Origin of the sequence: Algoriphagus kandeliae (assembly GCF_004571135.1) — a bacterium.
Classification (GTDB): Bacteria; Bacteroidota; Bacteroidia; order Cytophagales; family Cyclobacteriaceae; genus Algoriphagus; species Algoriphagus kandeliae.
The window spans coordinates 48,445-73,855 of the sequence record NZ_SPSB01000004.1 but is presented as its reverse complement, the minus strand read 5'-3'; the positions used below and the strand labels follow the sequence as shown (position 1 = coordinate 73,855).

Sequence of the window (25,411 nt, the reverse complement as noted above, 5' to 3'; positions counted from 1 at the left end):
GAGTAAATGAGCTCAAATATCAAAAGGCTGATCATTTTGATCAGTGCCCTTTCCCTGCTTATCGTTTTGATTGTGAATTTCTTTTTCTTTCAAAAGAGCGAGGAAGAGGGATTTTATCAAGCCGTACAGGAAGAAATAATCCAGATAGATCGGGAGTTTGACGAAGATTTTGTACAAATCCTCATGGATGTTCGTCCCGATGAGCAATTGAGGTTTGAGCAAGTCGCTACTCCCGATAAAAACCACCCATTTGTAATATTAAACTCCCAAGGTCAACTTCTTTATTGGACAGATTTTTCGCTCAGTTTTGATGTTGATCAAGTTGATTTAAATAAGGAGTATCAAATATTGGAGGATCCCTATGGGACTTTTCTCCTGAAGACTAGAAAGTTTTCTCGGAATGGGGATTCCTATTTTGTGGTTCATGCATTCCGATTGTATTGGCCAGGCTCTATTTCCAATGATTATTTGCTGACAGGAGCAAATCGCCGCTTGTTCGGAAATGATCAAATTCAAATATCAGAGCCTTCCCAAAATGCTGCTTTTTTAGTGACGAACTCAGCAGGAATTCCTCTTTTCGGATTGGACTTTGAGTTTGGCTATCAGCCTGCAGGACGTATTGCTAATCCTGCTATTTTAATCTTCTTCATTTCTGTATTTCTTCTGTACTTCATCCTCAGCTCAGATTTTGTTCTGCGGAAATGGCGGAAAGGGAGAAGATGGCAGGCGATAGGCTATGGAGCTTTGGTCTTTTTTGCTTTCCGTCTGGTGATGCTTCTCCTGAGTTTCCCTGGATCTTATTTTAATCAGGAGCTTTTCGATCCAACTAATTATGCATCATCTTGGCTTAATCCAAGTTTAGGGGACTTGCTGATTAATACACTTTTCGGAGTTTTGGTAGGTGGGATGCTTGCCTACCAATTCGCGACCCCCGTAGTACAGAAAAAAATCAAAGTTTTGGATACCAACCGAGACCATCAGGTTTTTTTCGGGATCTTTCTTTTGATTTCATCTTTAGGGTTTTTCATTGTTTGGTTCCTTCCTCAAGATTTGATTGAAAACTCCCAATGGTCTATGGACATCTCAGCCATTCCGACTTTTGGATGGTTTGAAGGTATTAGCTTTTTGATTGTCTTCCTTTGGGCGGGCGTATATGCGATGTTTAACCTGACATTGGTTAATCTACTATTTGAACTTCGATCTGATCGAAGATTTTTCATAAAGTATTTATGGATCTTTGGAGTACCAGTTGCAATTGTTCTTTTTCTAATTTCAACTTGGTTGGGAATTTCTTGGTTAGTCCATCTTGGATTTATTTATGCCATTATCCGTCTGAAGCTGTTTGATCATGTTTTCCGGCTTGGACTCAATACTTTCCTAACTTTTTTCTTTGCCAGTCTTATCTGTTCAATTATTGCCGGTCTTTCTACTTTTCAAACTGAGCGGGAACAGTTGAACCAATCTAAAACTCGCTTTGCGAATCAGAATTTGATTGAAAGTGACGTGATGACCGAATTTTTCTTAGGAGAAGTTTTCGGAAGAGTGCAAGCTGACCTGTTCATCCAAAATCGATTGGCTGATCCACTTCTTTCCAAAGAGCCCATTGAAACAAAAATCCGGAGAATTTATCTCGATAATTACTTTGATCAATTTGAGGTAAATGTGCGCGTATTTTCTTCCAATGGCCAGGATTTGATCAGTACTCAGGATTCCAGAAGCTTTAATGATTTGCGGGATCAATACATTAAATCAGATTTTTTGACTAGTCAACGCGGGCTGTATTTCATTCGAGGAAATCAAGCTGATCAGGGTAATCAATTTGTGGCATTTATCCCTGTGTTACGTGATGGCAGTACTTTGGGGACGGTTTATTTAGAATTGAAGCAACTGAGAGTACAGCCAGGCTCGGTGTATCCTCGTTTACTTTTGGACAGGGAGTTTAGTGATCGTCTAGATCCTGTGAGCTATGACTATGCGGTTTTCAAAGAAGGAGAGCTAGTACGAAATGTTGGAAATTATAATTACCAAAGTTCAAGTCTTTCCAATCGTTTAGGAGAAAGCAAACTTTTCCGATCAGGAATTCATGCTGATGGATATCACCATTTGGGTATTCAAAATGGAGAAGAGCTAGTTGTGATTTCTTCTCCCAATCGGCCATTTTCTTACTTTTTAGGAAATATTTCCCTCTATTATGTCGTATTCATTATTCTGACATTTTCTGCCATCTTAATCAACGCCCTGCTAAAAGGGTATAGAAAGTGGGAGTTTAATTATTCCACCAAGCTTCAGCTTTACCTCAATTTTGCTTTTTTCTTCCCCATTATCATTATTTCCATCATAACCATAGGCTTATTGGCAAATAGCTACCGGGAAGATTTGGATAGACAGTATTTTCAGAAGGCTTATTTGATTCGTGGGAATTTGGTCAATTTTCTTGGGAATCGAACTCCATCAGAAGTCAATTCAGAATCTTTGGAAGAAGAAGTGGTGGGTTTGGCAAACACAGTGGCTTCAGATCTTCATTTGTATGATTCTGCGGGGAATTTGATGGCAACCAACCGACCGAATATTTTTGATAAGAAAATTCTTTCCAAGCGGATTAATCCCTTGGCGCTTTCGGCAATAATTGAAAAAAATCAAGTTCAATTTCTAGCAGACGAGCAGGTTGGAAAGCTTTCTTACAAATCCGTTTATTTAGCAATTCCAGATCCTCTGGGTTCTGGGATTTCGGGAATTTTATCGGTGCCGTTTTTTGAGTCTGAGTCTGAGCTGAATGCTCTCATTGCAGATGTATTGAGCAATATTTTCAATGCTATTGTGGTTATTTTTATCCTCTTTTTAATCGTTTCCTATTTTGTGTCCAAGAATCTAACTTTCCCTTTCCGCCTGCTTACGCAAAAGTTAAAAACCACCAATTTGGAGAATAACGAACCCATGCATTGGGAAGCAAAGGATGAGATTGGTTTGTTGGTGAATGAATACAACAACATGCTTTACAAGCTGGAATCCAGTAAAAAAGTATTGGCTTCTACCGAGAAGGAATCTGCTTGGAGGGAAATGGCGAAACAGGTAGCTCATGAAATCAAGAATCCTCTTACTCCAATGAAACTGACCTTGCAGCACTTGCTCCGACTTGAGCAAGAAGGAAGGTTGGAAAATACTAATAAGCTTCGGGAATCTTTTGAGACCTTGATTCACCAAGTAGATGCTTTAAGTGGAATCGCATCCTCATTCAGCACTTTTGCTAAAATGCCACTACCCAAAAATGAGCGCATGAATTTCAAGGCAGTCCTTCTTAAAGTGATCAAGCTTTTTATGAATGACGAGCGTGTAGAGTTGACATTTAAAGATGATTCCTACTCCGATGAAATCCCAATAAAGGGAGATGATAAACTGTTTGGTCGGGTGATTTCTAATTTGATCATCAATGGAATTCAAGCGGTAGAGTCCGGAAAAGTCCCCAAAATCAATGTTTGGCTTTGGATGACAGAGCAAGATGTCTTTTTGGAAATCACGGATAATGGAAAAGGAATCCCGCCTGAATTGAGGGATAAAATTTTCATTCCAAATTTTAGTACCAAATCAACCGGCTCTGGATTAGGTTTGGCAATTGCAAGAAGCGGCGTGGAGACGGCTGGTGGGAAAATTTGGTTTGAAACTGAAATGGGAGTGGGGACTACTTTTTATCTAACCTTTCCACTGACGGAATAAGGAGCTTTTGCTACCTTAAAGGAGAGGCTAAAAAAGCTATGAGGACCTGGGTGATTATTTTATTGCTACTATTTGGCTCAATTATTCAATTGAGGGCCCAGGAAAAGTGCCGACAATTTTCTGTAGAATCCCTTCGTACAGGACTGGTTTTAGACTCTCTTTCAGTTATTGAGGAAAGTATTCGACTGCCTTCACCTTTTGAAAAATCCTTTTCCTTTGACCTAAGCAAAAATCAGCTTCAAGTTAGCATACCTGAAGATTATCAGGCAGACAGCATATTAGTTTGTTACAGGACTTTTTCTGTTCGGTTTGATCAACCTGTTTCAAGACGAACTTTGTTGGTGGATTATGATTCAACTGCTCGGTTTTACGATAATACTGTGCTCAGACAGGAAGCGTTTGACTTTCGGGAAGAGCTGTTTCCGAGTACCAACCTCTATAAATCAGGAAGTTTAACGCGAGGAATTTCTGTCGGAAATACTCAAAATGTATTTGTCAATTCAGCCCTAAATCTCCAATTGGAAGGAGAAATTGCTGAAGATCTTCGGATTCGAGCAAGTATTACCGACCAAAACGTTCCTTTTCAACCTGAAGGAAATACCCAACAATTACAGGATTTTGATAATGTGCTGATTGAATTGTACAATGATGATTTTAATCTAGCGGCAGGGGATGTGGTTTTGCAGCAGCGACGATCAGAATTTCTTCGATACTATAAAAACGTTCAAGGACTTCAGCTTACCACCAAATACAAAAAAGGTGGATGGGAAGCGAGTACACAAGGATTTGCTTCTGTAGCCAAGGGAAAATTCGCTTCAATTCTTGTCCCTGCTTTAGAAGGTGTATTAGGACCTTACCGATTGACCGGGCCTAATAACGAGCGATTCATAATCGTTATGGCAAATTCTGAGCGTGTATTTGTGGATGGGAAACAACTTCAGAGGGGATTCAATGCAGATTATGTAATTGATTACAATCAGGCTGAAATCACCTTTACTCCTTCAGTGCTGATTACCCAATATTCTCGGATCCGTGTGGATTTTGAATATGCGGAGCGGAATTTTTCTCGTTCAATTTTGGGTGCAAATCACTTTCAGACTAATGGTAAGGCTGATTTTTACTTAAACTTTTATCAGGAGAAAGATAATCGAAACCGTCCCTTGTTTCGGGAATTTACTCAAGAAGAATTAGCTCTATTGTCAAATGTTGGGGATCAAGTCGAAGAAGCGGTAATTCCAAGGATAGATAGTGTGGCTTTCGACCCCAATAAGATTTTATATGAACGTGTGGTGGAATTGGATGGGGCTGGAAATGCTTTGCAATATTATCGATATAGCACCAATCCTGAGTTAGCGCACTTTGAATTGGCTTTTTCCCTCGTTGGAAGTGGAAAAGGGGATTATCGACGCGTGAATCAATTGGCCAATGGAACAGTCTATGAATATGTGCCTCGAATAAATGGTCAATCTCAGGGCGATTATTCCATATTGACCCAACTTCCAGCTCCTGATAGCAGAAGGATGATTACCGCAGGAGGAAGCATTAAGTTAGGAGAAAAGGAAAAAGTTTATTCCGAATTAGCTTGGTCGGCACGGGACAAAAATCTGTTTTCCGATTTGGATGATTCCGATAATCAGGGTTTGGGGTGGAAAATTGGTTTGAATTCAGAAAACCGTAAACTCAAATTTATCCCCGAATACACTTTGCAAAGTCAGGTTGAATTCGAGTATAATTCCAAGAATTTTTCATTCATTGATCGATTTCGATATATCGAATTTGATCGGGATTGGGGGATAGATCCCAATTTGGTAAATCAGAGTTCTGCAACAGAGAAATTTCTAAAAGCCAATTTGGCTTTAGAAAAGGATTCTAGGAATAGATTTGATTATCAGCTGTATTTAAGGAATAGACAGGATATACTAAATGGTCATCAGCATACCGCCAACTGGAACCTGGAATTGGCTCGAAGGTGGAGGCTTAGAAATGAGTTTTTCCTGTTGGAAAGCAATCAGGATTCTGTCCACTCGGATTGGGTACGATACCTCGGGGAAATATCCTATCAATCAAGAATTTTAGTTCCTGGTTATCGTTTTTCTATTGATCGAAATGCTGTTCGAGCTGCAGAAACAGACTCTGTCCTTCGGACAGCAATGAATTTTCAAGAGCATCTAATTTTCATTCAAAACCAAGATAGCCTTAGGCTTAAATTCCGGTCGGATGCAGCTTGGAGAGAAGACCGAGCTCCATTTGAAGGTAATCTTCTTTCAGACACCAAAGCTTTTACTGGGAACATTAGACTTAAAAAACAATGGGCCAAACATAGCCTTCAATCTACTTTCACTTATCGAAATCTTCGTTACCTACTTCGGGATTTACCGGAGGAATTGACCGTGATGGGAAAGGTGGATTATTTTGGAAGTATTGGGAAAAATCTGATTCGAAACGAATTGAGCTATGCCTTGGGGAATGGCCGAGAGCTCCAACGGGAATATGTCTTTTTACCCGCTCCAAATGGAGATGGTACGCACACCTGGCGGGATGATAATGAAGATGGGATACAGCAGCTGAATGAATTTTACTTGGCGATCAATCCAGAAGAAAAACTCTACATCAAGGTGTTTGTCCCAACGGATACTTATGTTCAGGCCTACACCACGATTTTGAATTATCGAATTCAGGCGGGCTTCCCAAGAGAATGGCAAGAGGCTGGAGGCTTGAAAGGGTTTATTTCCAAGTTTTCGAATACTTCCAGCTTAAGTGTGGAGAAAAAGGTCAGTTCCAATGATTTTTTAGATCGTATCAATCCCTTCATTGGCTCTTTGGATAGGGAGGATATTCTTTCCCTTCGTCAGGTGATTCGCTCTAGCTTTTTCTTCAATCGTGCTTCGGCAAAATATGGATTGGACCTTTCCTTTTTTGATTCCCAATCCAAGCAACTTTTATCGGGAGGATTTGAAGATCAGATAAACCGGGATTGGCGGTTCAATTCTCGCTATAATATCGGTGGGGATTTGACAATTCGCTTGATGGGGAATAAAGGTGAGAAGCAGTCTAATTCTGATTTTTTGGATAATCGTAATTATACCGTGGATCAATTTGGGGTGGGCCCTGAACTAGCTTGGCAACCCAATCCTTCGTTTCGCTTCACAGCGAATTATAATTTCACGCAGAAAAAGAATCTTGAAAATCTCGAATTGGATGAACAGGCATTTCTTCATCAATCAGGAGTCGATATTCGCTTTTCCAAAGCTATAAAAACCACTATTACGGGATCGCTTAAATGGATTGAGATCGATTATAATGGGGTTGTGAATTCACCAGTCGGATATGAAATGTTGCAGGCCTTGACCCCCGGAACCAACGTGACTTGGTCTATCAATTGGCTTCAAAAAATAGGAAATGGGCTTCAATTAAACTTGGTCTACGAAGGCCGAAATTCTCAAGGATTGGATCAAATCGTCCATGTGGGACGAATGCAGGTTTCTGCACTGTTTTGATAAAAAAAATATAACTTTGTCTCTTGTAGATAGTTGTCATACTAACTATTAAAACACGAACAAAATATGCGGAAAAGCATCCTCGTTACAGGTGGAACAAAGGGAATCGGTCGGGCAATTTGTTTTCGTTTTGCTCAGGAAGGTTTTGATATTGTCACCTGTTCCCGTCATGAATCTGATTTAATTGAGTTGAAGGAAGAGCTTGAAAACAACTTTCCGGGAATTCGTGTCCTAGCTGAACTTGCTGATTTATCCAAAAAAGAAGAGGTATTTGCTTTTGCTGAAAAAGCCAAAAAATTTGCCTCAATTGATGTATTAGTCAACAACACTGGGGTATTTCTTCCGGGTGCTATTCACGACGAACCCGAAGGTAATTTCGAGTTGATGATGCACACCAATCTTTTTTCCGCGTACTACTTGGTCCGTGAAATTCTTCCAGAAATGATGGAGCGAAAATCCGGTCATGTATTTAGTATGGGATCAATTGCCGGAACTACCGCTTATCCCAATGGTGGAAGTTATGCTATTTCTAAATGGGCCATGCTAGGCATGACCAAATGCTTGCGGGAAGAAATGAAGCCATTTGGGATAAAGGTTACTTCTATTTTACCCGGAGCCACCTTCACAGCAAGCTGGGAAGGAGTGGATTTACCCATAGAACGATTTATGAAAGCTGAGGACGTAGCAGATACTGTATGGGCAGCCTACAACCTTTCCCCATCCTCAGTTGTTGAAGAAATTACGATAAGACCCCAACTCGGAGATATTTGATATCATGGAGCCATTGATTCATTCCTCAGAAATTCATTATTGCGACAGCTTGACGAAATATAGCCGTCGAAAAACTATTCCTGTCCGTGTCGGTGACGTCATCATCGGAGGGGATAATCCTATCGTAGTTCAATCCATGACTACAGTGGATACCATGGATACCCAAGGTTCGGTAGAGCAATGTATCCGAATGATAGAAAGCGGGTGCCAATTGATTCGTATCACCGCTCCGAGTATCAAAGAGGCAGAAAATCTCAGAAATATTCGAAATGAGCTTCGCAAAAGAGGATATCAAACGCCTTTGGTAGCAGATATTCACTTCACCCCAAATGCTGCAGAAATTGCTGCCCGAATCGTTGAAAAAGTTCGGATCAATCCTGGTAATTACGCAGACAAAAAGAAATTTGAGGTAATCGAATATACCGATGCTAGCTATCAAGAGGAATTGGAGCGAATTCGTGAACGCTTCCTTCCTTTGGTGAAAATCTGTAAAGAGCATGGAACAGCTATGCGCATCGGTACCAATCATGGTTCACTGTCAGATCGAATCATGAGCCGGTATGGAGATACCCCTCTTGGAATGGTGGAATCGGCTTTGGAATTTTTGCGAATTTGTGAGGAGGAGAATTACCACGATATCGTGATCTCTATGAAATCTTCCAACACACAGGTGATGGTGCAAGCCTATCGATTGTTGGTACAGAAATTAAATGAGGGAGGCTTTAAGCCCTATCCATTACACCTAGGAGTGACAGAAGCCGGAGAGGCAGAGGATGGTCGAATCAAATCTGCGGTAGGAATTGGAACTTTATTGGAAGATGGTTTAGGAGATACGGTGCGAGTTTCTTTAACCGAGGATCCTGAGTTTGAGGCTCCAGTTGCCAAAGCTTTAATTGACCGATATACGAACCGAAAAAATCATTCTGAGATCCCAGCCATCAACGAATATCCTATCAATCCTTTCGATCATACGAAGCGGGAAAGCAAGGAGATCTATAATTTTGGAGGACAAAATGTTCCTCGTGTGATCACGGATATTTCTCGTGTGGAGAATATTTCTGAAAAGGAAATGAAAGCCGTGGGTCATTTTTATCTTCCTGAATTGGACAAGTGGAAGATGAATGATTTGGGGTGCGATTTTGTCTATTCTGGAAATAATCCTATCCCTTTCATGCTTCCTAATGGAATGCGGGAAATTCAGAATTATGAGGTTTGGAAAAATGCTCAAGATCAAAGCAATAAGTATCCTTTATTTTCATTACATGAGTTTCAATCTGCAAGTGCCTACCATGCAGAATTGAATTTTCTAGAAGTTTCTGATACAGAAATTGAATCAATCTCTGATTTGGTCCAAAATCGAAAGGATTTAGTCCTAATTCTGAAGACATCCAATGCACATGGAATGCCGGCCTTGAGAAGGGCTTTTGTGCGTTTGATTCAGGAAAACAATTCAATTCCAGTTGTAGTCAAGGTTAGTTATCCAGATCAAACAGCCGATCAAACCATGCTGTATGCAGCTACCGATGTGGGTGGATTGTTAGTAGATGGATTGGGAGATGGCATTTTGATTTCCCTTGAAAAAGAAGGAGCGCATACTCGTGAGGAGATTTTAGAGCAGATCAAATTGCACAACAATGTCTCTTTTGGGGTTTTGCAGGCAGCTAGGACCCGCATGTCAAAAACCGAATATATTTCCTGCCCATCTTGTGGAAGAACTCTGTTTGATTTGCAGGAAACCACCGCGATGATTCGGAAGCGCACGGATCATTTGAAAGGTGTCAAAATTGGAATCATGGGTTGTATTGTAAATGGTCCTGGGGAAATGGCTGACGCAGATTATGGCTATGTGGGTTCAGGAAAAGGAAAAATCACCCTATACAAAGGTAAAGAGGTGATTAAGCGATCTGTTCCTTCGGAAAATGCGGTAGACGAATTGATCGAAATCATCCGCGCAGATGGGATGTGGACCGAACCGGAAACTATTTAATAAAAAATTAAACTTATCCATCCGCTTAGCTGTTGGCCAAGAAAAGTGAGAGAAAATGGCAGAGAAAAATAAAGTCAAAGAGTTTTTCAAATTGGGAGAAGTCGGCAACTACTTTATCCGAGTATTTCAAAAGCCCGATCCCAGTAAAAAAACCAACTTCAATCTACGAATGATGCATGGGATCAATAAAATTTCCATCATCATGTTTCTATTCGCCATCATTGTTTGGACCATAAAACGCTTGATGTAAGCGGAGTAGAAATAGAATTTGAAGGCTGTCGTAAAAAACGATAGCCTTTTTTGTTGAAAAGCAGTATTTTGATGTTTCAACTTAACAATTCACCCAATCATGAGAACTTTATTAGGAAGTTTATTTCTGTTGTTTTTTACCTTTTCATCTTTGGCGCAACAGCAGCCTTTAAATAATTCGAAGTATTACGAACTCCGGATTTACACGGCGCATCCAGGTAAATTGCAAGATTTGGTTAGCCGATTTGAAAATCATACAAGGTTCCTTTTTGAGAAGGCCGGTATGGAAAATATTGCCTATTTTCTCCCAAATGATCCAAATGAAAATAAGTTGTATTACATCCTAGGTTATCCCGATGTGGAATCAAGGGATCAAATGTGGCAAAAGTTTTTGAATGATCCTGATTGGAAAAAGGCATACGAAGAATCAAGAAAAAATGGTCCTTTGGTTCAATCCATTCAGGAAATATATATGGTTCCGGCTCCGGGATTAAATGAAAAATCCATTTCAGGAAATTCAGGGATTTTCCAACTGCGAACTTATACCTGCTTTGATGATAAATTACCCAATCTTGAAAAGCGCTTTAAGGATCACACGCAAGATTTATTTGCAAAGCAAGGCCTGATTAACTATCCTTATTTTGAAACTGTTGAAAAAGACGGAAGTCAACCCAAATTAGTCTATCTCCTAGGTCACCGGGATTTGGAAAGCTTTGAGCAGGCATTTTCTAATTTTATCAAAGACCCAGAATGGATCAAAGCAAGAGATGAGTCAGAGAAGAATGGAAAAATCGTGGAGAAGGTAGATGCGGTGTTTTTGAAAACCCTGCCTTTCTCTCCTATGAAGTAATAGACTGTAAATCGTAAACGGTAAATAGTAAGTTGGTTTCAACACCGCTAACTATTTATCGCTTACTACTTACAATTCATCCTACCTCTCTACTTCCTTCAAATTCTCAATTTTTTTATTTCTCAGGAATCCATTGATGTCCTCGAAGTGTTCTTTTACCCGTTTGTTGCCAAATTCAAAAACCTTGGTTACCAAACCATCCAAGAAGTCCCTATCGTGAGAAACTACGATTAATGTACCATCGAAAGCCTTCAAGGCATCCTTGATGATATCTTTTGTTTTCATGTCTAGGTGGTTGGTTGGTTCATCGAGGATCAATAGATTGACAGGCTCCAATAATAATTTGATCATCGCTAACCGGGTTTTTTCACCACCTGAAAGGACTTTTACTTTTTTGTTGATGTCGTCACCTTTAAACATAAAGGCTCCCAAAATATCCTTGATCTTGGTTCGGATTTCACCTACTGCGATGTGATCGATGGTTTCAAAAATGGTCAAACTTTCATCCAAAAGTGAAGCTTGGTTTTGAGCGAAATAGCCAACCAAAGCATTGTGTCCCAATTCACATTTTCCTTCGAATTCAATCTCACCCATGATGGCTTTGATCATGGTGGATTTACCTTCTCCGTTTTTCCCAACAAAGGCTACCTTCTGTCCCTGCTCAATAGTCATGGAAGCATCTTTGAAAACCACATGGTCCCCATAGGATTTGCTCATTTCATCCACGATAACTGGATATTTACCGGATCTGGGAGAAGGAGGGAAGCGCAATTTCAAGGCTGAAGTGTCCACTTCATCCACTTCAATGATTTCTAATTTTTCGAGCATTTTTACTCGGGATTGTACCTGAAGCGTTTTGGAATAGGTGCCTTTGAAGCGCTCTATAAATTCAGTAGTCTCTGCAATGAATTTTTGCTGTTCTTCGTAGTGTTTTTGCTGCTGCTCGCGACGTTCTTTTCTCAACTCCAAATAGTGACTGTATTTCGCCTTATAGTCGTAAATCCTCCCCATGGTCACTTCAATGGTTCGGGTGGTGATATTGTCAACAAAAGCTCGGTCGTGAGAAATGACCACCACAGCTTTCGCTTTGGTCATCAGGAATTCTTCCAGCCACTGTATAGATTCGATATCTAGGTGATTGGTTGGCTCGTCTAATAAGATCAAATCGGGATCTTTCAATAGAATCTTAGCCAGTTCTATCCGCATTCTCCAACCACCGGAAAATTCTGAGGTGGGTCGATTAAGGTCCTCCCTTTTGAAACCAAGTCCCAACAAAACCTTTTCCACTTCAGCCTCATAGTTCACTTCTTCGATGGCATAGAACTTTTCACTCAGTTCAGAAACCTTTTCAATGAGTTTGAAATAGTCTTCCGATTCATAATCCGTTCGCCTAGTCAACTCCTCATTGATTTGATCAATCTCTGACTTCATATTCAGGTAGTCGGCAAAGGCTTTAGCAGTCTCCTCCGCCACGGTGCAGTCATCCGAGGTAAGGAGATGCTGTGGAAGGTAGGCGACTACAAAGTCCTTTGGATACGAGACCGCACCTGAACTGGGTTTGTTTACTCCAGCTATGATTTTAAGCAGGGTAGATTTGCCAGCTCCATTTTTGCCCATTAGGGCTATTTTATCAGTTGGATTGATGGCAAAAGAAACATTGCTGAAAAGGGTGTTGCCGCTGTGAATCACAGCTATATTATCGACTGAAAGCATGATCTAGATTTTCGAAGCACAAAGGTAGATGGATCTCTTTGATTAAGCGCAAAGGCAAATAAAAAACCGCTTCGAATTCAATCGAAGCGGCTTAAATATATTTTCAGATTCTGAGCAGATTATTTATGCTCCAACTCCCAAAGCTTTTGCCATGGTTTCTCCGATTTCAGCGGGTGATTCTGCTACATGGATTCCATTTTCTCTCATGATTCTCATTTTCGCAGCAGCTGTGTCATCAGCTCCACCGATGATAGCACCGGCATGTCCCATTCTTCTTCCTGGAGGCGCTGTCTGTCCAGCGATGAATCCCACTACAGGCTTTTTATTTCCTGTTTCACGAATCCAGCGAGCAGCTTCTGCTTCGTAGTTACCACCGATTTCACCGATCATCACGATTGCATCAGTTTCTGGGTCGTTCATTAGCATTTCCACAGCTTGCTTTGTAGAGGTTCCGATGATTGGATCCCCTCCAATACCAATAGCAGTAGATACACCAAGACCAGCTTTTGCTACTTGGTCAGCAGCTTCATAAGTTAAAGTACCTGATTTAGATACGATGCCGATTCTACCTTTTTTGAATACAAAGCCTGGCATGATTCCCACTTTTGCCTCTCCTGGAGTGATTACACCAGGGCAGTTTGGTCCGATTAGGATAGCTCCACGCTCTTTGATGTAAGGCTTAGCTCGCATCATGTCTGCTACTGGAATTCCCTCGGTAATTGCGATAATCACTTTGATGCCTGCATCAGCCGCTTCCATGATTGCGTCCGCAGCAAAAGCCGGCGGAACAAAGATGATAGAAGTATCTGCACCAGTCTTTTCCACAGCTTCTTCTACAGAATTAAAGACAGGCTTGCCCAAATGCATCGATCCTCCTTTTCCAGGAGTCACGCCTCCGACAACTTGGGTGCCGTATTCGATCATTTGCTGCGCGTGAAAAGAGCCTTCAGAGCCGGTGAATCCTTGTACGATCACCTTGGAATTTTTATTGACTAGTACACTCATGCTTCGTTTGTTAAAGTTTCGCACAAAAATAAAAGAAAGCGTCCGCTGACAAAAGAAAAGCAAAACAATATCCATGTAATTCTGCATTTCCGATCTTTTCCTAACTTGTGAATTATGAATCGCTACCTCTTTTTGGGAATATTTGTTGGCATTTTCCTTTTTAGTGGAAAACTAGTCGGGCAAACTTTCAAGTTTGATCTAAATCCAAAAGGGGTAAATCTCCCAGTTCAGAATATTTTTCAAATCGAACAGGATACTTTAGGGAGGATTTGGTTTTCCACCTCAAGAGGCGTTTTTTATTCCGATGGGATCCAGACTCACTCTATTCCAGATAGCCTTCGATCAGAGTTTGATTATCAGATTTCCATCCACAGGGATGAGGAGGGAATGATATGGTTGTACAATGATCGAGGGGAGTTTAAGTTTTTCAAAGGAGGATATGGAAATTGGGAAGGAGTTCAATTTCCAGGATTAAATGAGGATTTAGGCCGTTTAGGCTTCATTCAATTTTTCACCAAAGGAAAGCAAGAGGATAAGGAATATTTAATTGATTTACCTGATTATTTACTCCATGTCAAAGCTGATGGTGAATCCGAACGAATTTATAAAGAGCCATTTAGAAATTTGAGCCTGACCCACTGGGCTGAGCAGGAGGGACAGCCCATATTTTATTTTTTGGAACATGGTCCATATACATTCGATTTGGCTTGGAAGCCGCTAAAACTGGAGGGGATTGCCTTACCTTCTCCACCGTTGATGGTAAAAAAATCTCCAGAAACAGGTGAGTATTATTTTTTGGGGAAAGGATACTTGGCCAAAGGTTCCTCCATTACCAATCCTCAGATTCTTCTTGACCAAAACTTTAATCAGAATTACCCCTCCTACAATAATTTGTTTGGGATGGATTTTTCGAAGGGAAGTGTTTTTTATTTTTTCAATTCTAGCCTTAGAAAATTGAAATTTGGTTCAACTAGACCATTATTGATTGACTCCGAGGAGATTTTTCGGGTATTCATGTTACAGGATTTTTTGATTGATCAGGAAGGTCTTCTCTGGTTGGGAAGTAGCAGAGGAGTAGCGAATATTAATAACCTAGCTTTTCAGAATTACTCTCGCTTGAAGTCCGGATTACTTTCTGATGAAGTGACAGCCATTTCAAACCTCCCTTCAGGGGAGTATTTATTGGGATTTAATAATGGAGTTCAGAAAATTTCCAGAACAGGAGTCAAAACCTTGTATGAATATCCCTCTTCAGGAGCATCTCCTACCAGCAGGGTGGTGAATTTTACTGAGCCAGTGGATGGAGGAGTCTGGTTTTCAGCTTCTTTTAATGGAGTAGGAAGATTGGATTTAAAGACAGAACGAATTGAGGTTTTTAATCCACCGGGAGAAGAAAACATCGCATCTGTTCAAGTTGCAGGAGATAGTTTGATCATTACTAGTTCGGGTAATCTCTATTTTGCCTCAGTAAAGGATCGAGGAGAAGCTTTATTTAAAAATGATTTAAGAAAGGAACTAGAAAATGTATTTGAGGGAAATTTTTATCATTTACGAAAAGCAGGAAAACTCTCTGATGGTAGATTGATCGTCATGCGTGCCAGCCGCTTGGAGAATCCCAATCCATTGATACAACTTCCCGGGGTCCTAATTGCAGAAGGCTATGATTATCTGGAGACTGCAGAAGGTCTTTTATTAGGGACAGAAGAAGGTGTAAAGATAGTAGTAGAGGGTGAGGTAAAAGCCTACATTCCAAATGGAAAGCCTATCAATAACCCTGTGTTTTCGATTTTGGAAGATAGCCAAGGAGCCAAGTGGTTTGGTACAGATGATGGGGTTTTTAGGTATAAAAGTGACTCCTTGCTTCATTTCAATGATAAATCTGGATTACCAAATAATGAAACGAATCGAGGAGCATTAGTTGAAGGAAATTATAATAGGATACTAATAGGAACTATTGAAGGGCTGACTATCTATTTTCAAGATGAAAAATTCATTTCAAAGGGTATACCACGACTCAACCTCAATTCTGTTCAAGTTGGTGGTGAGGAAACTTTGGGAAAAAGCACTGTCAAAACTTCCTATACTAATAATACACTTGAGATAGATTTTGATGCGATAGCATTCAATCGTGAAAAGGAACTATGGGTTCAATACCGGTTGATCGGTTTAGAGAAAGACTGGCAATTGCTCAAGGATCCTAAGTCAAATCGGATTTTTTATCCCAATATTCCTCCTGGTAATTATCAATTTGAAATCAAGGCCTCCTTTGAAGGAGAGCGATTTTCTCCTACTTATAGTACAGCATCTTTTGAGGTTTTGCAGCCCTTTTACCTTAGGTTTTGGTTTATTGTTTTGGCGGCCTTATTCCTCATCGGTTTAGGTTTTTTGATCCAGTCTTTTTATGCTCAGCTTCGAAAATTGGGAATCCTAAGGACGGTCGTAGATCGGAAAGATCAGGAGAAAAGTAGAGCTGAAGAACAATTCAAAAATGTATGGGACAGCTCAAAAGATGCCCTTTTATTAACTATTGATGGGGAAAAGATCATTGCTGCAAATCCTGTCTTCACCAATTGGGTTCTCCGAAAAGGTGAAAATCTGGAGGGCGAAAATTTCCCAGAACTTTTGAATGATTCTACGTTTTATCAAACCTTCCAAGGTATATTGAAAGATCTACCTGAATCGGGGGCGACAATTGAAAGAGAAATTTATTGGCCCTTAGGAAATATGGAGATGGAGATTTATACCAAACGTATTCCATCGAAGTTGGAAAGTGGGCAGTTGCTTCTGACAGTTTTTAGGGATGTGACGGCAGAAAAGGAGATTGAAAAGAACCTTCGTGAGGCAAAGGAAAAAGCAGAAGAGGCAAACCGCTTTAAAACAAGTCTCTTATCCAATGTGAGTCATGAAATCCGTACGCCACTCAATGTTATTTTGGGAGGTACGGAGCATGTGATGATGACTCGTCAAAATGATCCCAAGTTGCTTTCTGAATTGGATATTATTCTTCAGAGCGGAGAGCGATTGTTGGCTACCATTACCTCCATTTTGGATATGGCTAAAATCGAGGCCAAGAAAATGGAAGTTATCCGGACGGAAACTGATATCAATTCATTTATAGAAAAAATAATTCGACCCTTGGATTCGCTCGCATCCAAAAAAGGTCTAAAAATTCAGAGGAGATTTTTGACGAAAAATCTCAAGGGTAAAATCGATCAGCGGTTCACGGAGATGATTCTCAATAATTTGATAGGTAATGCAATTAAATACTCTCATCAAGGAGAAATCACGGTTACGGTTTCCAAAGAGGATGGGAATTTAATTTTGGAAGTTGCAGATCGTGGAGTTGGGATTTCGGAAGATTTTTTACCCAAGGTTTTTCAGCCATTTGAGCAAGAAAGTACTGGCAACCAACGACGGTTTGAAGGTACAGGTTTGGGAATGACCATTACGGAAAATCTAGTGAAAATCCTTGGAGGGACGATTCAATTATCCAGTAAAAAAGGTCAGGGGACAATAGCCCGAGTTGAAATTCCTTTGTCGGATTCATAATTTTTGTATTTTCCCATTGACATTCATTTTGACTTAATCGCGTACATGTTTAGCCTCAAAATCCTCATCGTAGAAGATGACTCTGTTTCCGCACTATTACTTCAGCGAGCATTAGAAAAAAATAACCACGAAATCATCGGTATTGCCGATACAGGGGAAAAGGCTTTAGATATTCTGGAAGAGCAGCAGTCTGATATCGTGATGATGGATATCAATTTGGCTGGAGATCTAGATGGAATCAAAACGACGGAAATCATCAATGAGAAATATGATATACCTGTCGTTTATCTCAGTGCCAGTTCGGATGCTGAGACTTTAAATAAAGTAGTGGGTACCAATCCGAGTGCCTACGTTATCAAGCCTTTCAACATACGCGAACTCAACATGGTGATTGAGTTGGCGATTTTTAAGGATAGAAAGGAAAAAGAACTTCAAAAGTTAAATAACGAGCTAGAGGAAAAAGTACGGATCAGAACTGCCGAATTGTATGAGGCCAATAAAGAATTGACCAAGGCTTTGGAAAAAGAACGGGAAATCAATGAATTGAAATCCCGAATTGTTTTAAACGTTTCTCATGGTTTTAAGACTCCACTGACTTCGATTTTGAGCTCGGCCCAATTGCTTCAGATGTATGCAGAGAAAGACCATCCTTTCAAGCAAAAAATTACCAAGCATGCCTTCAAGATCGAGAATGCCGTCAGGACACTGAACAACTTGCTTACAAGTGTGCTATTTTTCGGAAAAGCGGATGCCAACCAAATGGAATTCAAGCCAAAGAAAATGTTTTTGGGTGCATTCGTGAAGGAATTATTGGATACGGTGAAGGCTGGGGTGGAAAATGGAGTGAAAATCACCACCAATTTGGGAAAGCTCCCCAAGACCATTACTTCTGATTCTGAACTTCTTTATCAAGTTTTTGAAAACTTGCTTTCCAATGCCATCAAGTATTCAAAAGAAGATGGGGACGTAATTTTTTCACTAGACTTTGAAGAAGGTTTCCTAAAGGGAAAAGTGGAAGATTTTGGAATCGGAATTCCAAAGTCAGAACAAAGTCAGCTTTTCGATCGTTTTTTCCGGGCAAAGAATGTTGGAATTGTAGAAGGTTCAGGCCTTGGACTTTCCATCGTCAAAAAGTGTTTGGAAGTGATGGACGGAGATATCACTTTTACGAGTGAAGTAGGAAAGGGAACGACATTCGTGGTTTCCATTCCTGTAAAATAAATCTATGCTTTTCTTTACGAAGAATCTTCAATTTGCCTATCCGGGTCAGACCCGCTATTATTTTCCGGATATCTCTCTGGATTCGGGAGATTCTCTATTGGTTTTGGGCAAATCGGGAAGTGGAAAAACAACCCTATTAAATCTGCTTTCGGGTCTTTTGGTTCCTGATTCTGGTGAGGTTGTCCTAAATGGAGTGATTGTCAATTCCTTAAAAGGAGTCAATGCTGATCGATTTCGAGGGGAAAACATTGGGATTGTATTTCAAAAACCCCATTTGTTGGCTCCTTTGACTGTAAAGGAAAATCTTCAAATGGCCAGACATTTTTCCAAAAGTGAGGGGCTTGATTTAGATAACCTTCTTTCCGAACTCAACCTTTCGCATAAATCAAATTCATCCATTGCCAAATTGAGTGAGGGAGAGGCCCAGCGAGTGTCAATAGCAAGAGCTTTGGTGAATAAACCCCGATTGATTTTAGCGGATGAGCCAACTTCCAGTTTGGATGATGAAAATGCTCATAAAGTGATTTCACTTCTTCAAAATCAAGCTTCGAAAATTGAAGCGGCACTGATTATTGTGACGCATGATCAGCGCGTAAAAGATCAAATTTCAAACTTCATTCAAGTGCAGGCCCCATGAATTTACTGAAGCTTAGTTGGAAATATCTGACCTTTAAGCCTCTGTCCACTGGGCTGAATGTACTGCTACTTGCCTTGGGGTTAGCCATCATTACTGTGTTGCTCTTGGTTCAGGATCAGTTTGAAAAAAAGATGACCCAAGATGCCGCAGGGATTGATTTGGTCGTGGGCGCAAAAGGAAGTCCTCTTCAATTGATTCTTTCCAGTGTCTATCATATTGATTTTCCTACCGGAAACATCCCAATGAATGAGGCGATTCGCTTATCTAGAAATCGACTTGTCAAACAGACCATTCCCTTGGCTTTGGGGGATAATTATCAAGGTTACCGTATTGTTGGTACCAACCATGATTATTTGAAACTTTACGACGCTGGCTTTTTGGCTGGAAATGCTTGGAATGAACCTTTTGAAGTTGTTCTAGGAGCGACTGTTGCTGAAAAATCAGGAATGAAGCTTGGAGAAACTTTTTCCGGAAGCCATGGAATCAGTCAGGGAAGCCATGATCACGATGAGCATGCATTTAAAGTTGTCGGTATCCTAGAGCCTCAAGGAAATGTGTTGGATCGATTGGTTCTTACTTCCATCGAATCGGTCTGGTATACCCATGATGAAAAAGGCGAAGAAACCGAAGAATCAGAAGCCCAGATTGAGGATCATGAAGAGCATTTTCATCATGAAGTTGCAAAAACAGGCTTTCCTCAGACCGATGAAGAACGGGAAGTGACTTCTTTATTAATCCAGTATCGAAGCCCAATGGCGGCTGTTCAATTGCCCCGCATGATCAACTCCAATACTTCCATGCAGGCTGCTTCTCCTTCTTTTGAAATATCCCGTTTATTTGAACTGCTGGGAATTGGAGTAACAATCTTGGAGGGATTGGCTTATGTCCTAATCGTGATTTCTGGTTTGGGAATATTTATCGCGCTTTACAATTCTCTTAAGGAGAGAAGATATGATTTAGCGGTGTTGCGAGCTATAGGTGCCAGTCGAATTGATTTGTTGCTTTTGATCCTACTGGAGGGAATTAGTCTGACTTTCCTTGGGTCAATTTTAGGGATATTATTGGGTCATAGCTTTCTATCGGTGCTAGCATCCCAAAATGAAACAGGTGTTGGGGCTGGATTGGAAGCTTGGATTTTCTTGCCTGCCGAACTTTGGATAGTAATTTATGCGTTATGTGTGGGTCTTTTGGCTTCTTTGATTCCGGCTTGGTCCGCGTACCGAACCAGTATTGCAGATCAATTGACTAGAAAATAATTGAAATGAAAATGAATAGAAAATACCCGTTCTTGATAAGTGCTTTTGCTCTTTTGCTACTTGTTTTTAGCTCTGCAAAAGCTCAGGACACGAATGTCTGGAGGAGTTTAGCTGAGGTGAGTTACAAAATCAGCGAGGATGAATTTGGGGAACTTTATGTTCCTGTTTTTTCTGATAAAATCAAAAAATTAGAAGGGACGGTCGTGGAGGCTGACGGCTATATTATTCCTTTCGAGGGAATGTTTAAACCAGAGCATATTATTTTGTCCAGTTTGCCGCTTGCTGAATGTTTCTTTTGTGGCTCTGGAGGTCCTGAAACAGTAATGGAGGTGATGCTCCGAGATCCGATTAAATACACATCAAAGCGAGTTCGGGTCAGAGGCAAATTGACTTTAAATGCCAAAGACCCAGAAAAGCTCATGTATATCTTACAGGATGCAGAGCTGATTCAATAGCATTACTGTAATTCACTTTCCAATTTCTTGAAACGGTCAAGCAAGTCCATTGAAATAGGACCTGGTTGGCCGTTTCCTATTTTTTGCTCATCGATTTGAGTGACGGGAAGAAGGATCTTGGTAGTGGAGGTGATAAATGCTTCATCCGCCTCCAAAGCTTCAATTAAAGTCAGTGGACGGATATGAACTGGTACTGGAGCTAAGTTGATGATGTTTTTCCGAGTGATTCCCAAAAGAATGTTTTCTGAAGGGGTGATGATTTCTCCATTTTTCACTATAAAGAAATTGCTTCGGGAGCTTTCGCTCACATACTTATTTTGGTGATACAATACATCTTCAGCTCTTTGCTCTTTCCAAATATGGGAATGCCATACTGCTAAGGCATAATTGGTAGTTTTGATCGAAGCTATAGGTCGCACATGCTCCAAGGATAGGAGCTTGATGCCTTTTTCATACTTTTCCTGCGAAGGAAAAATCAGATCTTCGGCAAAGATGAAAAGCTTGCCTTGGGCCGGTGAGAAATGATTTTCTGAAACCCCTCCGCTCAAAACCATTCGGATTCCTCCTTGCTTCAGGTCATTTTTTTCAATTAACTCCCTGATTATAGCACGCAGCTGTTCTCTAGAATAAGGAAGGGGCAAATAGGTTTTCGCAGCAGAATTAATGAAGCGATCCAGATAATCTTCCAAGAAAAGCGGTTGATAATTCACAGTCCGGAAGAAGTCAAAAATCCCATATCCACGAATCAATCCAAGGTCAGTAGGATGGATGGTAGCATCTACTGTCGGGACAAATTTCCCGTCTGCAAAACAAAAAGCCTTCATTTTATTCTCAATTTTTGGTTAAAAATAGCACTAGGAATTTATATTTGCTTCATCAATTTTTATCTCTAAAAAATTTAATTAAAAAAAGAAATAATTGTAAATTACCAGTATAAAAACTCTTAGACATGAAGCGATACACATTCATTTTTACTTTATTGTTTATTTCATTGTTAGTGGCTTGTGGTTCAAGTCTTTCGGAGGAGAATAAAAATCTTAGAGCAGAAGTGATTGCTGTTCATGACGAAGTGATGCCTTTGATGGGGAAATTGAAAAATTTGGAGCGGGAGGCATTGAATCGGGCAGAGGAGTTGGAATCCAATCCCGAAGTAGATTCTGTCCAAGTAGATGAATTGAAAGCTTTGGCTTATGATTTATCACAAGCGCATGAAGGGATGTTTGTATGGATGCGTCAATACGATACTGAGGATGGCGAGCGAACTCCTGAAGAAGTAAAAGCTTATCTAGAGGAACAGATGTCAATGGTTCAGAAGGTTAACGAAGACATCAAAGCAGCTTTGGCAAGAGCTGATGTATTACTAGGAACTGAATAACTCAATAATTATCCGGTTTCGATTTTAGAAATTCTTCCACTTGTGAAGAAGTAATTACACCTTCTTCCATTCCCCAAATATTATAGAGATAGGTGGTGATTTGAGCAATATCCAATGGCTTCAAAGCTGTATTTGGAGGCATCGCTTGATCATATTTTTCCCCATTTACTGTGATTTCTCCGGTTTGGCCATGTCTCATAATCCAGACGGTGCGATGCATGCTTTCTCGGAAATAGTCTGCATCGCGCAGTGGAGGAATCAATTTCCCTAAACCTTTGCCGTCATTTTGATGGCAATTTCCACAGTAATTCTCATAGAGGGTTTTACCATGAATGGCGTATTTCATAACCTCAGGATCAGAAATTTCCGATAGGTAATTTTCCTCTTGGGTACTTTTTGGGGTACATGCCACTATCAAAGCTAGAATAAAGCCCCAAAGGCAATGTTTCATGGCTTAAGCAATTTGGGAATATCTCTCATCAATCGATCGACTTGATCACTTTTTGTGCCGTCATAGACTCCTCGGATGTGACCTTCCCCATCCACAAGGACGAAAGCTCCACTATGCAAGAACCCGCCGGGTTCATTTTGATCTTCCATTGCAGTCGTTAGGTAACTTGTTTGACCGATCTCATAAATCTTTTCTGCATCTCCAGTTAGGAAATTCCAGGTACTAGCATCTTCCACCCCAAGCTTTTCTGCATAGGTTTTTAAAACCTCCTGGGTGTCATGAGTAGGATCGATTGTATGACTTAAGATGAGGAAATTCGGATTGTCCTTATAGGTCTCATAGACGCGAAGCATTTCCTTTTTCATGATAGGGCAAATGGTCGGGCAAGTGGTAAAAAAGAAATCAGCCACGTAGATTTTACCTTGAACATCCTCCTTGGAGATGGTGTCTCCTAGTTGGTTGATGAACTCGAAATCCGCTATTTCATGGTAAACGGTATCGTATAGCATTTTTCCTTCAATCTCAATTTCATTCACATGCCAATTTCCCAAAATGGGAAGCTTTGAATTTTCTTCCTCCTGTGTTGCTCCCTGGCATTGCCAAAATAGAGTTGAAATCAGGGCGATTCCCAAAAAGCGAAATGTATTACTCATAATCCCTGTTATTTTGTTCTGTATTTTTTATAAATCTTGATGCCTGCCATCAAGAGTACCCCTAATCCAATCAGTCCCACGATTCCCCATACCATACTGAGGGTATTTTTTAAAACTATGAGGAAAACAATGGCAAAAAGAAGAAGGGTGGATGCTTCATTCCAAATTCGTAACTGTGTCGAAGTCCAACGAGTTCGTCCTTTTTGAATTTCTTTGAAAAGAAAATGACAGCCCAAGTGGTATGCATATAATAGGACAACAAATCCCAATTTGGCATGCATAAAACCTAATTGCAGGTAGCCCATGCGATAGCTCAAAACCCACAAGCCGAAAATTAAAGTTAGGATAGCAGATGGCCAGGTAATAATGTACCAAAGTCGCGAAGCCATCAAATCCAATTGGGGCTTCAGAATTGCCCGCTCGGATTCTGGTCGCTCCATAGCCTCTGTTTGGTAGATAAATAGCCGAACGATGTAAAAAAGGCCTGCAAACCAGGTGACTACAAAAATGATGTGAAGTGCTTTGATATATTCAAATCCCATTTTCAGAATTTTGGGCTAAATTAAGGCCAATTGTGCTGAACCCCTAATGATTTGAACAAGTCGAGACTTATATTTCTGCTAATCGGATTTTTAATTTTTGCTCTGGTGATTTACATCGGAAAGGAAAGCCTCACTCAGCCGGGTTTGGAGCGCTTTGAAGGCAAGTATGAGGAAATTGGTTTTTACCGAAATGAAAATAATACTGGACCTGTAAAAAGGATTTATGCCATTCACATCCTAGACGAGGACCCAAATTGGATGAAGGAATTTGGAGAGGCTTTGCCACATACTAAATATGGGACTACTTCTGTGTATTTCTTTTCTGAAAAACTTCAAGATGAGATAGCTTTGTCTCCTTCTGAACCTCATTTTCCACAAGAATGGCAACCCTATTTAAAGGCAACTTTTGAAAAAACACCAATGGGTGAAGTCCGATTTACCTTTCAAGATCATGATTAAAAACCGGAAATCTTTAGAAGAGTATAAGGCTGGTATTTTGGAAGAAAATCGAGCGATTTTGGCCCAGGCAATCACCTTGGTTGAAAGTAATCTTTCCACAGATTCGGAGTTGGCCAGTTCGTTGGTTCAAGAAATTTTACCTTTTTCTGGAAATTCAATTCGGATTGGAATTACTGGAGTCCCGGGAGTGGGAAAAAGTACATTCATAGAGGCTTTTGGGAAAATGCTCTTAGAGAAGGGTAAAAAAGTGGCTGTTTTGGCGGTCGATCCTTCCAGTCAGAAGACCAAAGGAAGTATTTTGGGTGATAAAACCCGGATGGAAAAATTAGCTGCTGATCGTCGGGCTTTCATTCGGCCTAGTCCTTCCGGTTCTACTTTGGGTGGTGTCAGTGCCAAAACACGAGAAGCCATGCTTCTTTGTGAGGCGGCTGGTTATGATGTGATATTGGTGGAAACCGTAGGAGTGGGACAGTCAGAAACAGCTGTCAAAGGGATGGTCGACTTTTTCCTTTTGTTAATGCTACCTGGGGCCGGAGATGAGCTTCAGGGTATCAAAAAAGGCATTATGGAGATGGCTGATGGAGTTTTGATCAATAAGGCAGACGGAGAAAATATTCAAGCTGCTAAAAAGGCCAAAACTCAATATCGGAATGCACTTCATTTATTCCCCCCATCAGAAAATGGTTGGTATCCTTCTGTGATTACGGGTTCATCTTTGACAGGAGAAGGACTTGATGAGTGTTGGGAAATGGTTGAAAAATATCAAGAGAAAATGCTTGATTCCGGATATTTTGAATTAAACCGAGCTGAGCAAAGGCTAAGATGGCTGGATGAATATGTGCAATATTTATTGGGGAAGGCTTTCCATGAACAGGCAAAAGTCCAAAACTTATTAGCTTCAGAAAGGGAACATGTCAAAGAAGGTAAGATCAGTCCTTTAACCTTTGCTCGAAAGCTAGTGAATGTGTTTTTTGAAAACTTTCAAATCAAGAATTCTTAGAATTTAATTCTTGACTTATGCCTATCAAGG

General features: G+C 40.5%; 20 protein-coding genes. 14 read left to right on the top strand and 6 right to left on the bottom strand.

The features are described from left to right. Positions 1–6 precede the first annotated feature (6 nt). From E4S40_RS12510 to E4S40_RS12485, 6 genes are all read left to right on the top strand, one after another. Positions 7–3,711, top strand: a complete 3,705-nt coding sequence (locus E4S40_RS12510; protein WP_135074615.1) for an ATP-binding protein — start codon at positions 7–9, stop codon at positions 3,709–3,711. Positions 3,712–3,749: 38 nt separating this feature from the next. Continuing rightward, positions 3,750–7,208 (top strand): hypothetical protein, encoded by a 3,459-nt coding sequence (locus tag E4S40_RS12505; protein WP_135074613.1) that lies wholly within the window; start codon positions 3,750–3,752, stop codon positions 7,206–7,208. Positions 7,209–7,274: 66 nt separating this feature from the next. After that, positions 7,275–7,979, top strand: a complete 705-nt coding sequence (locus E4S40_RS12500; RefSeq protein WP_135074611.1) for an SDR family oxidoreductase — start codon at positions 7,275–7,277, stop codon at positions 7,977–7,979. Positions 7,980–7,983: 4 nt separating this feature from the next. Then, positions 7,984–9,966 carry a (E)-4-hydroxy-3-methylbut-2-enyl-diphosphate synthase gene (gene ispG, locus E4S40_RS12495; RefSeq protein ID WP_135074609.1) on the top strand — a complete coding sequence of 661 codons (1,983 nt, stop codon included), beginning with the start codon at positions 7,984–7,986 and terminating at the stop codon, positions 9,964–9,966. Between the two features lie 55 nt (positions 9,967–10,021). Then, complete coding sequence (locus E4S40_RS12490; protein ID WP_135074607.1) at positions 10,022–10,216, top strand: DUF6728 family protein; 195 nt, start codon at positions 10,022–10,024, stop codon at positions 10,214–10,216. 99 nt (positions 10,217–10,315) lie between these two features. Further along, entirely contained in the window at positions 10,316–11,065 is a 750-nt protein-coding gene (locus E4S40_RS12485) for an NIPSNAP family protein (RefSeq protein ID WP_135074605.1), read from the top strand. Positions 11,066–11,146: 81 nt separating this feature from the next. Here E4S40_RS12485 and E4S40_RS12480 read toward each other — a convergent pair whose 3' ends face one another. Together E4S40_RS12480 and sucD are read right to left on the bottom strand one after the other, a co-directional pair. Continuing rightward, complete coding sequence (locus E4S40_RS12480; protein WP_135074603.1) at positions 11,147–12,778, bottom strand: ABC-F family ATP-binding cassette domain-containing protein; 1,632 nt, start codon at positions 12,776–12,778, stop codon at positions 11,147–11,149. A 123-nt stretch (positions 12,779–12,901) separates the two neighbouring features. Further along, complete coding sequence (sucD, locus tag E4S40_RS12475; protein WP_135074601.1) at positions 12,902–13,783, bottom strand: succinate--CoA ligase subunit alpha; 882 nt, start codon at positions 13,781–13,783, stop codon at positions 12,902–12,904. A gap of 114 nt (positions 13,784–13,897) precedes the next feature. On the opposite strand from sucD, the gene E4S40_RS12470 reads away from it, so the two are divergent. Genes E4S40_RS12470 through E4S40_RS12450 form a run of 5 tightly spaced genes read left to right on the top strand, consistent with a single transcriptional unit; the run spans position 13,898 to position 20,901 of the window. Further along, on the top strand, positions 13,898–17,332 hold the full coding sequence (locus tag E4S40_RS12470; protein ID WP_135074599.1) for an ATP-binding protein: 3,435 nt from the start codon (positions 13,898–13,900) through the stop codon (positions 17,330–17,332). A gap of 45 nt (positions 17,333–17,377) precedes the next feature. Then, positions 17,378–18,553 (top strand): hybrid sensor histidine kinase/response regulator, encoded by a 1,176-nt coding sequence (locus E4S40_RS12465; protein WP_135074597.1) that lies wholly within the window; start codon positions 17,378–17,380, stop codon positions 18,551–18,553. A 4-nt stretch (positions 18,554–18,557) separates the two neighbouring features. After that, positions 18,558–19,190, top strand: a complete 633-nt coding sequence (locus E4S40_RS12460) for an ABC transporter ATP-binding protein (protein ID WP_135074595.1) — start codon at positions 18,558–18,560, stop codon at positions 19,188–19,190. Beyond that, complete coding sequence (locus E4S40_RS12455; protein ID WP_135074593.1) at positions 19,187–20,446, top strand: ABC transporter permease; 1,260 nt, start codon at positions 19,187–19,189, stop codon at positions 20,444–20,446. The genes E4S40_RS12460 and E4S40_RS12455 overlap by 4 nt, the downstream gene beginning before the upstream one ends. Positions 20,447–20,457: 11 nt before the next feature. Beyond that, on the top strand, positions 20,458–20,901 hold the full coding sequence (locus E4S40_RS12450; RefSeq protein WP_135074591.1) for a hypothetical protein: 444 nt from the start codon (positions 20,458–20,460) through the stop codon (positions 20,899–20,901). 2 nt (positions 20,902–20,903) lie between these two features. Here the strand turns inward: E4S40_RS12450 and E4S40_RS12445 are convergent, their stop codons facing one another. Then, on the bottom strand, positions 20,904–21,725 hold the full coding sequence (locus E4S40_RS12445) for an aminotransferase class IV (protein WP_135074589.1): 822 nt from the start codon (positions 21,723–21,725) through the stop codon (positions 20,904–20,906). 125 nt (positions 21,726–21,850) lie between these two features. Here E4S40_RS12445 and E4S40_RS12440 point away from each other — a divergent pair, with 125 nt between their 5' ends. Beyond that, the gene (locus E4S40_RS12440; RefSeq protein WP_135074588.1) at positions 21,851–22,276 is read left to right on the top strand and encodes a hypothetical protein; all 426 of its coding nucleotides are present in this window, start codon (positions 21,851–21,853) and stop codon (positions 22,274–22,276) included. Position 22,277: 1 nt separating this feature from the next. On the opposite strand, the gene E4S40_RS12435 is transcribed toward E4S40_RS12440, so the two are convergent. From E4S40_RS12435 to E4S40_RS12425, 3 genes are read right to left on the bottom strand one after another with little or no spacing between them, the layout of a single operon-like run. Continuing rightward, the gene (locus E4S40_RS12435; RefSeq protein WP_135074586.1) at positions 22,278–22,727 is read right to left on the bottom strand and encodes a c-type cytochrome; all 450 of its coding nucleotides are present in this window, start codon (positions 22,725–22,727) and stop codon (positions 22,278–22,280) included. After that, entirely contained in the window at positions 22,724–23,380 is a 657-nt protein-coding gene (locus tag E4S40_RS12430) for an SCO family protein (RefSeq protein ID WP_135074584.1), read from the bottom strand. The genes E4S40_RS12435 and E4S40_RS12430 overlap by 4 nt, the downstream gene beginning before the upstream one ends. Positions 23,381–23,388: 8 nt before the next feature. Further along, positions 23,389–23,922: a CopD family protein gene (locus E4S40_RS12425; protein WP_135074582.1), complete on the bottom strand. Its 534-nt coding sequence runs from the start codon at positions 23,920–23,922 to the stop codon at positions 23,389–23,391. Positions 23,923–24,027: 105 nt separating this feature from the next. Between E4S40_RS12425 and E4S40_RS12420 the strand changes: the two genes are divergently transcribed. Then, positions 24,028–24,381: a hypothetical protein gene (locus E4S40_RS12420; protein WP_135074580.1), complete on the top strand. Its 354-nt coding sequence runs from the start codon at positions 24,028–24,030 to the stop codon at positions 24,379–24,381. Further along, positions 24,374–25,381: a methylmalonyl Co-A mutase-associated GTPase MeaB gene (gene meaB / locus E4S40_RS12415; protein WP_135074578.1), complete on the top strand. Its 1,008-nt coding sequence runs from the start codon at positions 24,374–24,376 to the stop codon at positions 25,379–25,381. The genes E4S40_RS12420 and meaB overlap by 8 nt, the downstream gene beginning before the upstream one ends. The last annotated feature ends 30 nt before the right edge of the window (positions 25,382–25,411 follow it).

Excerpts from the sequence above, each read along its gene's own strand:
- E4S40_RS12505 (WP_135074613.1), top strand. The coding sequence starts at position 3,750 with ATGAGGACCTGGGTGATTATTTTATTGCTACTATTTGGCTCAATTATT.
- E4S40_RS12485 (WP_135074605.1), top strand. The coding sequence starts at position 10,316 with ATGAGAACTTTATTAGGAAGTTTATTTCTGTTGTTTTTTACCTTTTCA.
- E4S40_RS12465 (WP_135074597.1), top strand. The coding sequence starts at position 17,378 with ATGTTTAGCCTCAAAATCCTCATCGTAGAAGATGACTCTGTTTCCGCA.
- E4S40_RS12440 (WP_135074588.1), top strand. The coding sequence starts at position 21,851 with ATGAAGCGATACACATTCATTTTTACTTTATTGTTTATTTCATTGTTA.
- E4S40_RS12425 (WP_135074582.1), bottom strand. The coding sequence starts at position 23,922 with ATGGGATTTGAATATATCAAAGCACTTCACATCATTTTTGTAGTCACC.
- E4S40_RS12480 (WP_135074603.1), bottom strand. The coding sequence starts at position 12,778 with ATGCTTTCAGTCGATAATATAGCTGTGATTCACAGCGGCAACACCCTT.
- E4S40_RS12490 (WP_135074607.1), top strand. The coding sequence starts at position 10,022 with ATGGCAGAGAAAAATAAAGTCAAAGAGTTTTTCAAATTGGGAGAAGTC.
- E4S40_RS12445 (WP_135074589.1), bottom strand. The coding sequence starts at position 21,725 with ATGAAGGCTTTTTGTTTTGCAGACGGGAAATTTGTCCCGACAGTAGAT.
- E4S40_RS12500 (WP_135074611.1), top strand. The coding sequence starts at position 7,275 with ATGCGGAAAAGCATCCTCGTTACAGGTGGAACAAAGGGAATCGGTCGG.
- E4S40_RS12455 (WP_135074593.1), top strand. The coding sequence starts at position 19,187 with ATGAATTTACTGAAGCTTAGTTGGAAATATCTGACCTTTAAGCCTCTG.
- E4S40_RS12510 (WP_135074615.1), top strand. The coding sequence starts at position 7 with ATGAGCTCAAATATCAAAAGGCTGATCATTTTGATCAGTGCCCTTTCC.
- E4S40_RS12435 (WP_135074586.1), bottom strand. The coding sequence starts at position 22,727 with ATGAAACATTGCCTTTGGGGCTTTATTCTAGCTTTGATAGTGGCATGT.
- E4S40_RS12460 (WP_135074595.1), top strand. The coding sequence starts at position 18,558 with ATGCTTTTCTTTACGAAGAATCTTCAATTTGCCTATCCGGGTCAGACC.
- E4S40_RS12470 (WP_135074599.1), top strand. The coding sequence starts at position 13,898 with ATGAATCGCTACCTCTTTTTGGGAATATTTGTTGGCATTTTCCTTTTT.
- E4S40_RS12430 (WP_135074584.1), bottom strand. The coding sequence starts at position 23,380 with ATGAGTAATACATTTCGCTTTTTGGGAATCGCCCTGATTTCAACTCTA.
- ispG (WP_135074609.1), top strand. The coding sequence starts at position 7,984 with ATGGAGCCATTGATTCATTCCTCAGAAATTCATTATTGCGACAGCTTG.
- E4S40_RS12450 (WP_135074591.1), top strand. The coding sequence starts at position 20,458 with ATGAATAGAAAATACCCGTTCTTGATAAGTGCTTTTGCTCTTTTGCTA.
- meaB (WP_135074578.1), top strand. The coding sequence starts at position 24,374 with ATGATTAAAAACCGGAAATCTTTAGAAGAGTATAAGGCTGGTATTTTG.
- sucD (WP_135074601.1), bottom strand. The coding sequence starts at position 13,783 with ATGAGTGTACTAGTCAATAAAAATTCCAAGGTGATCGTACAAGGATTC.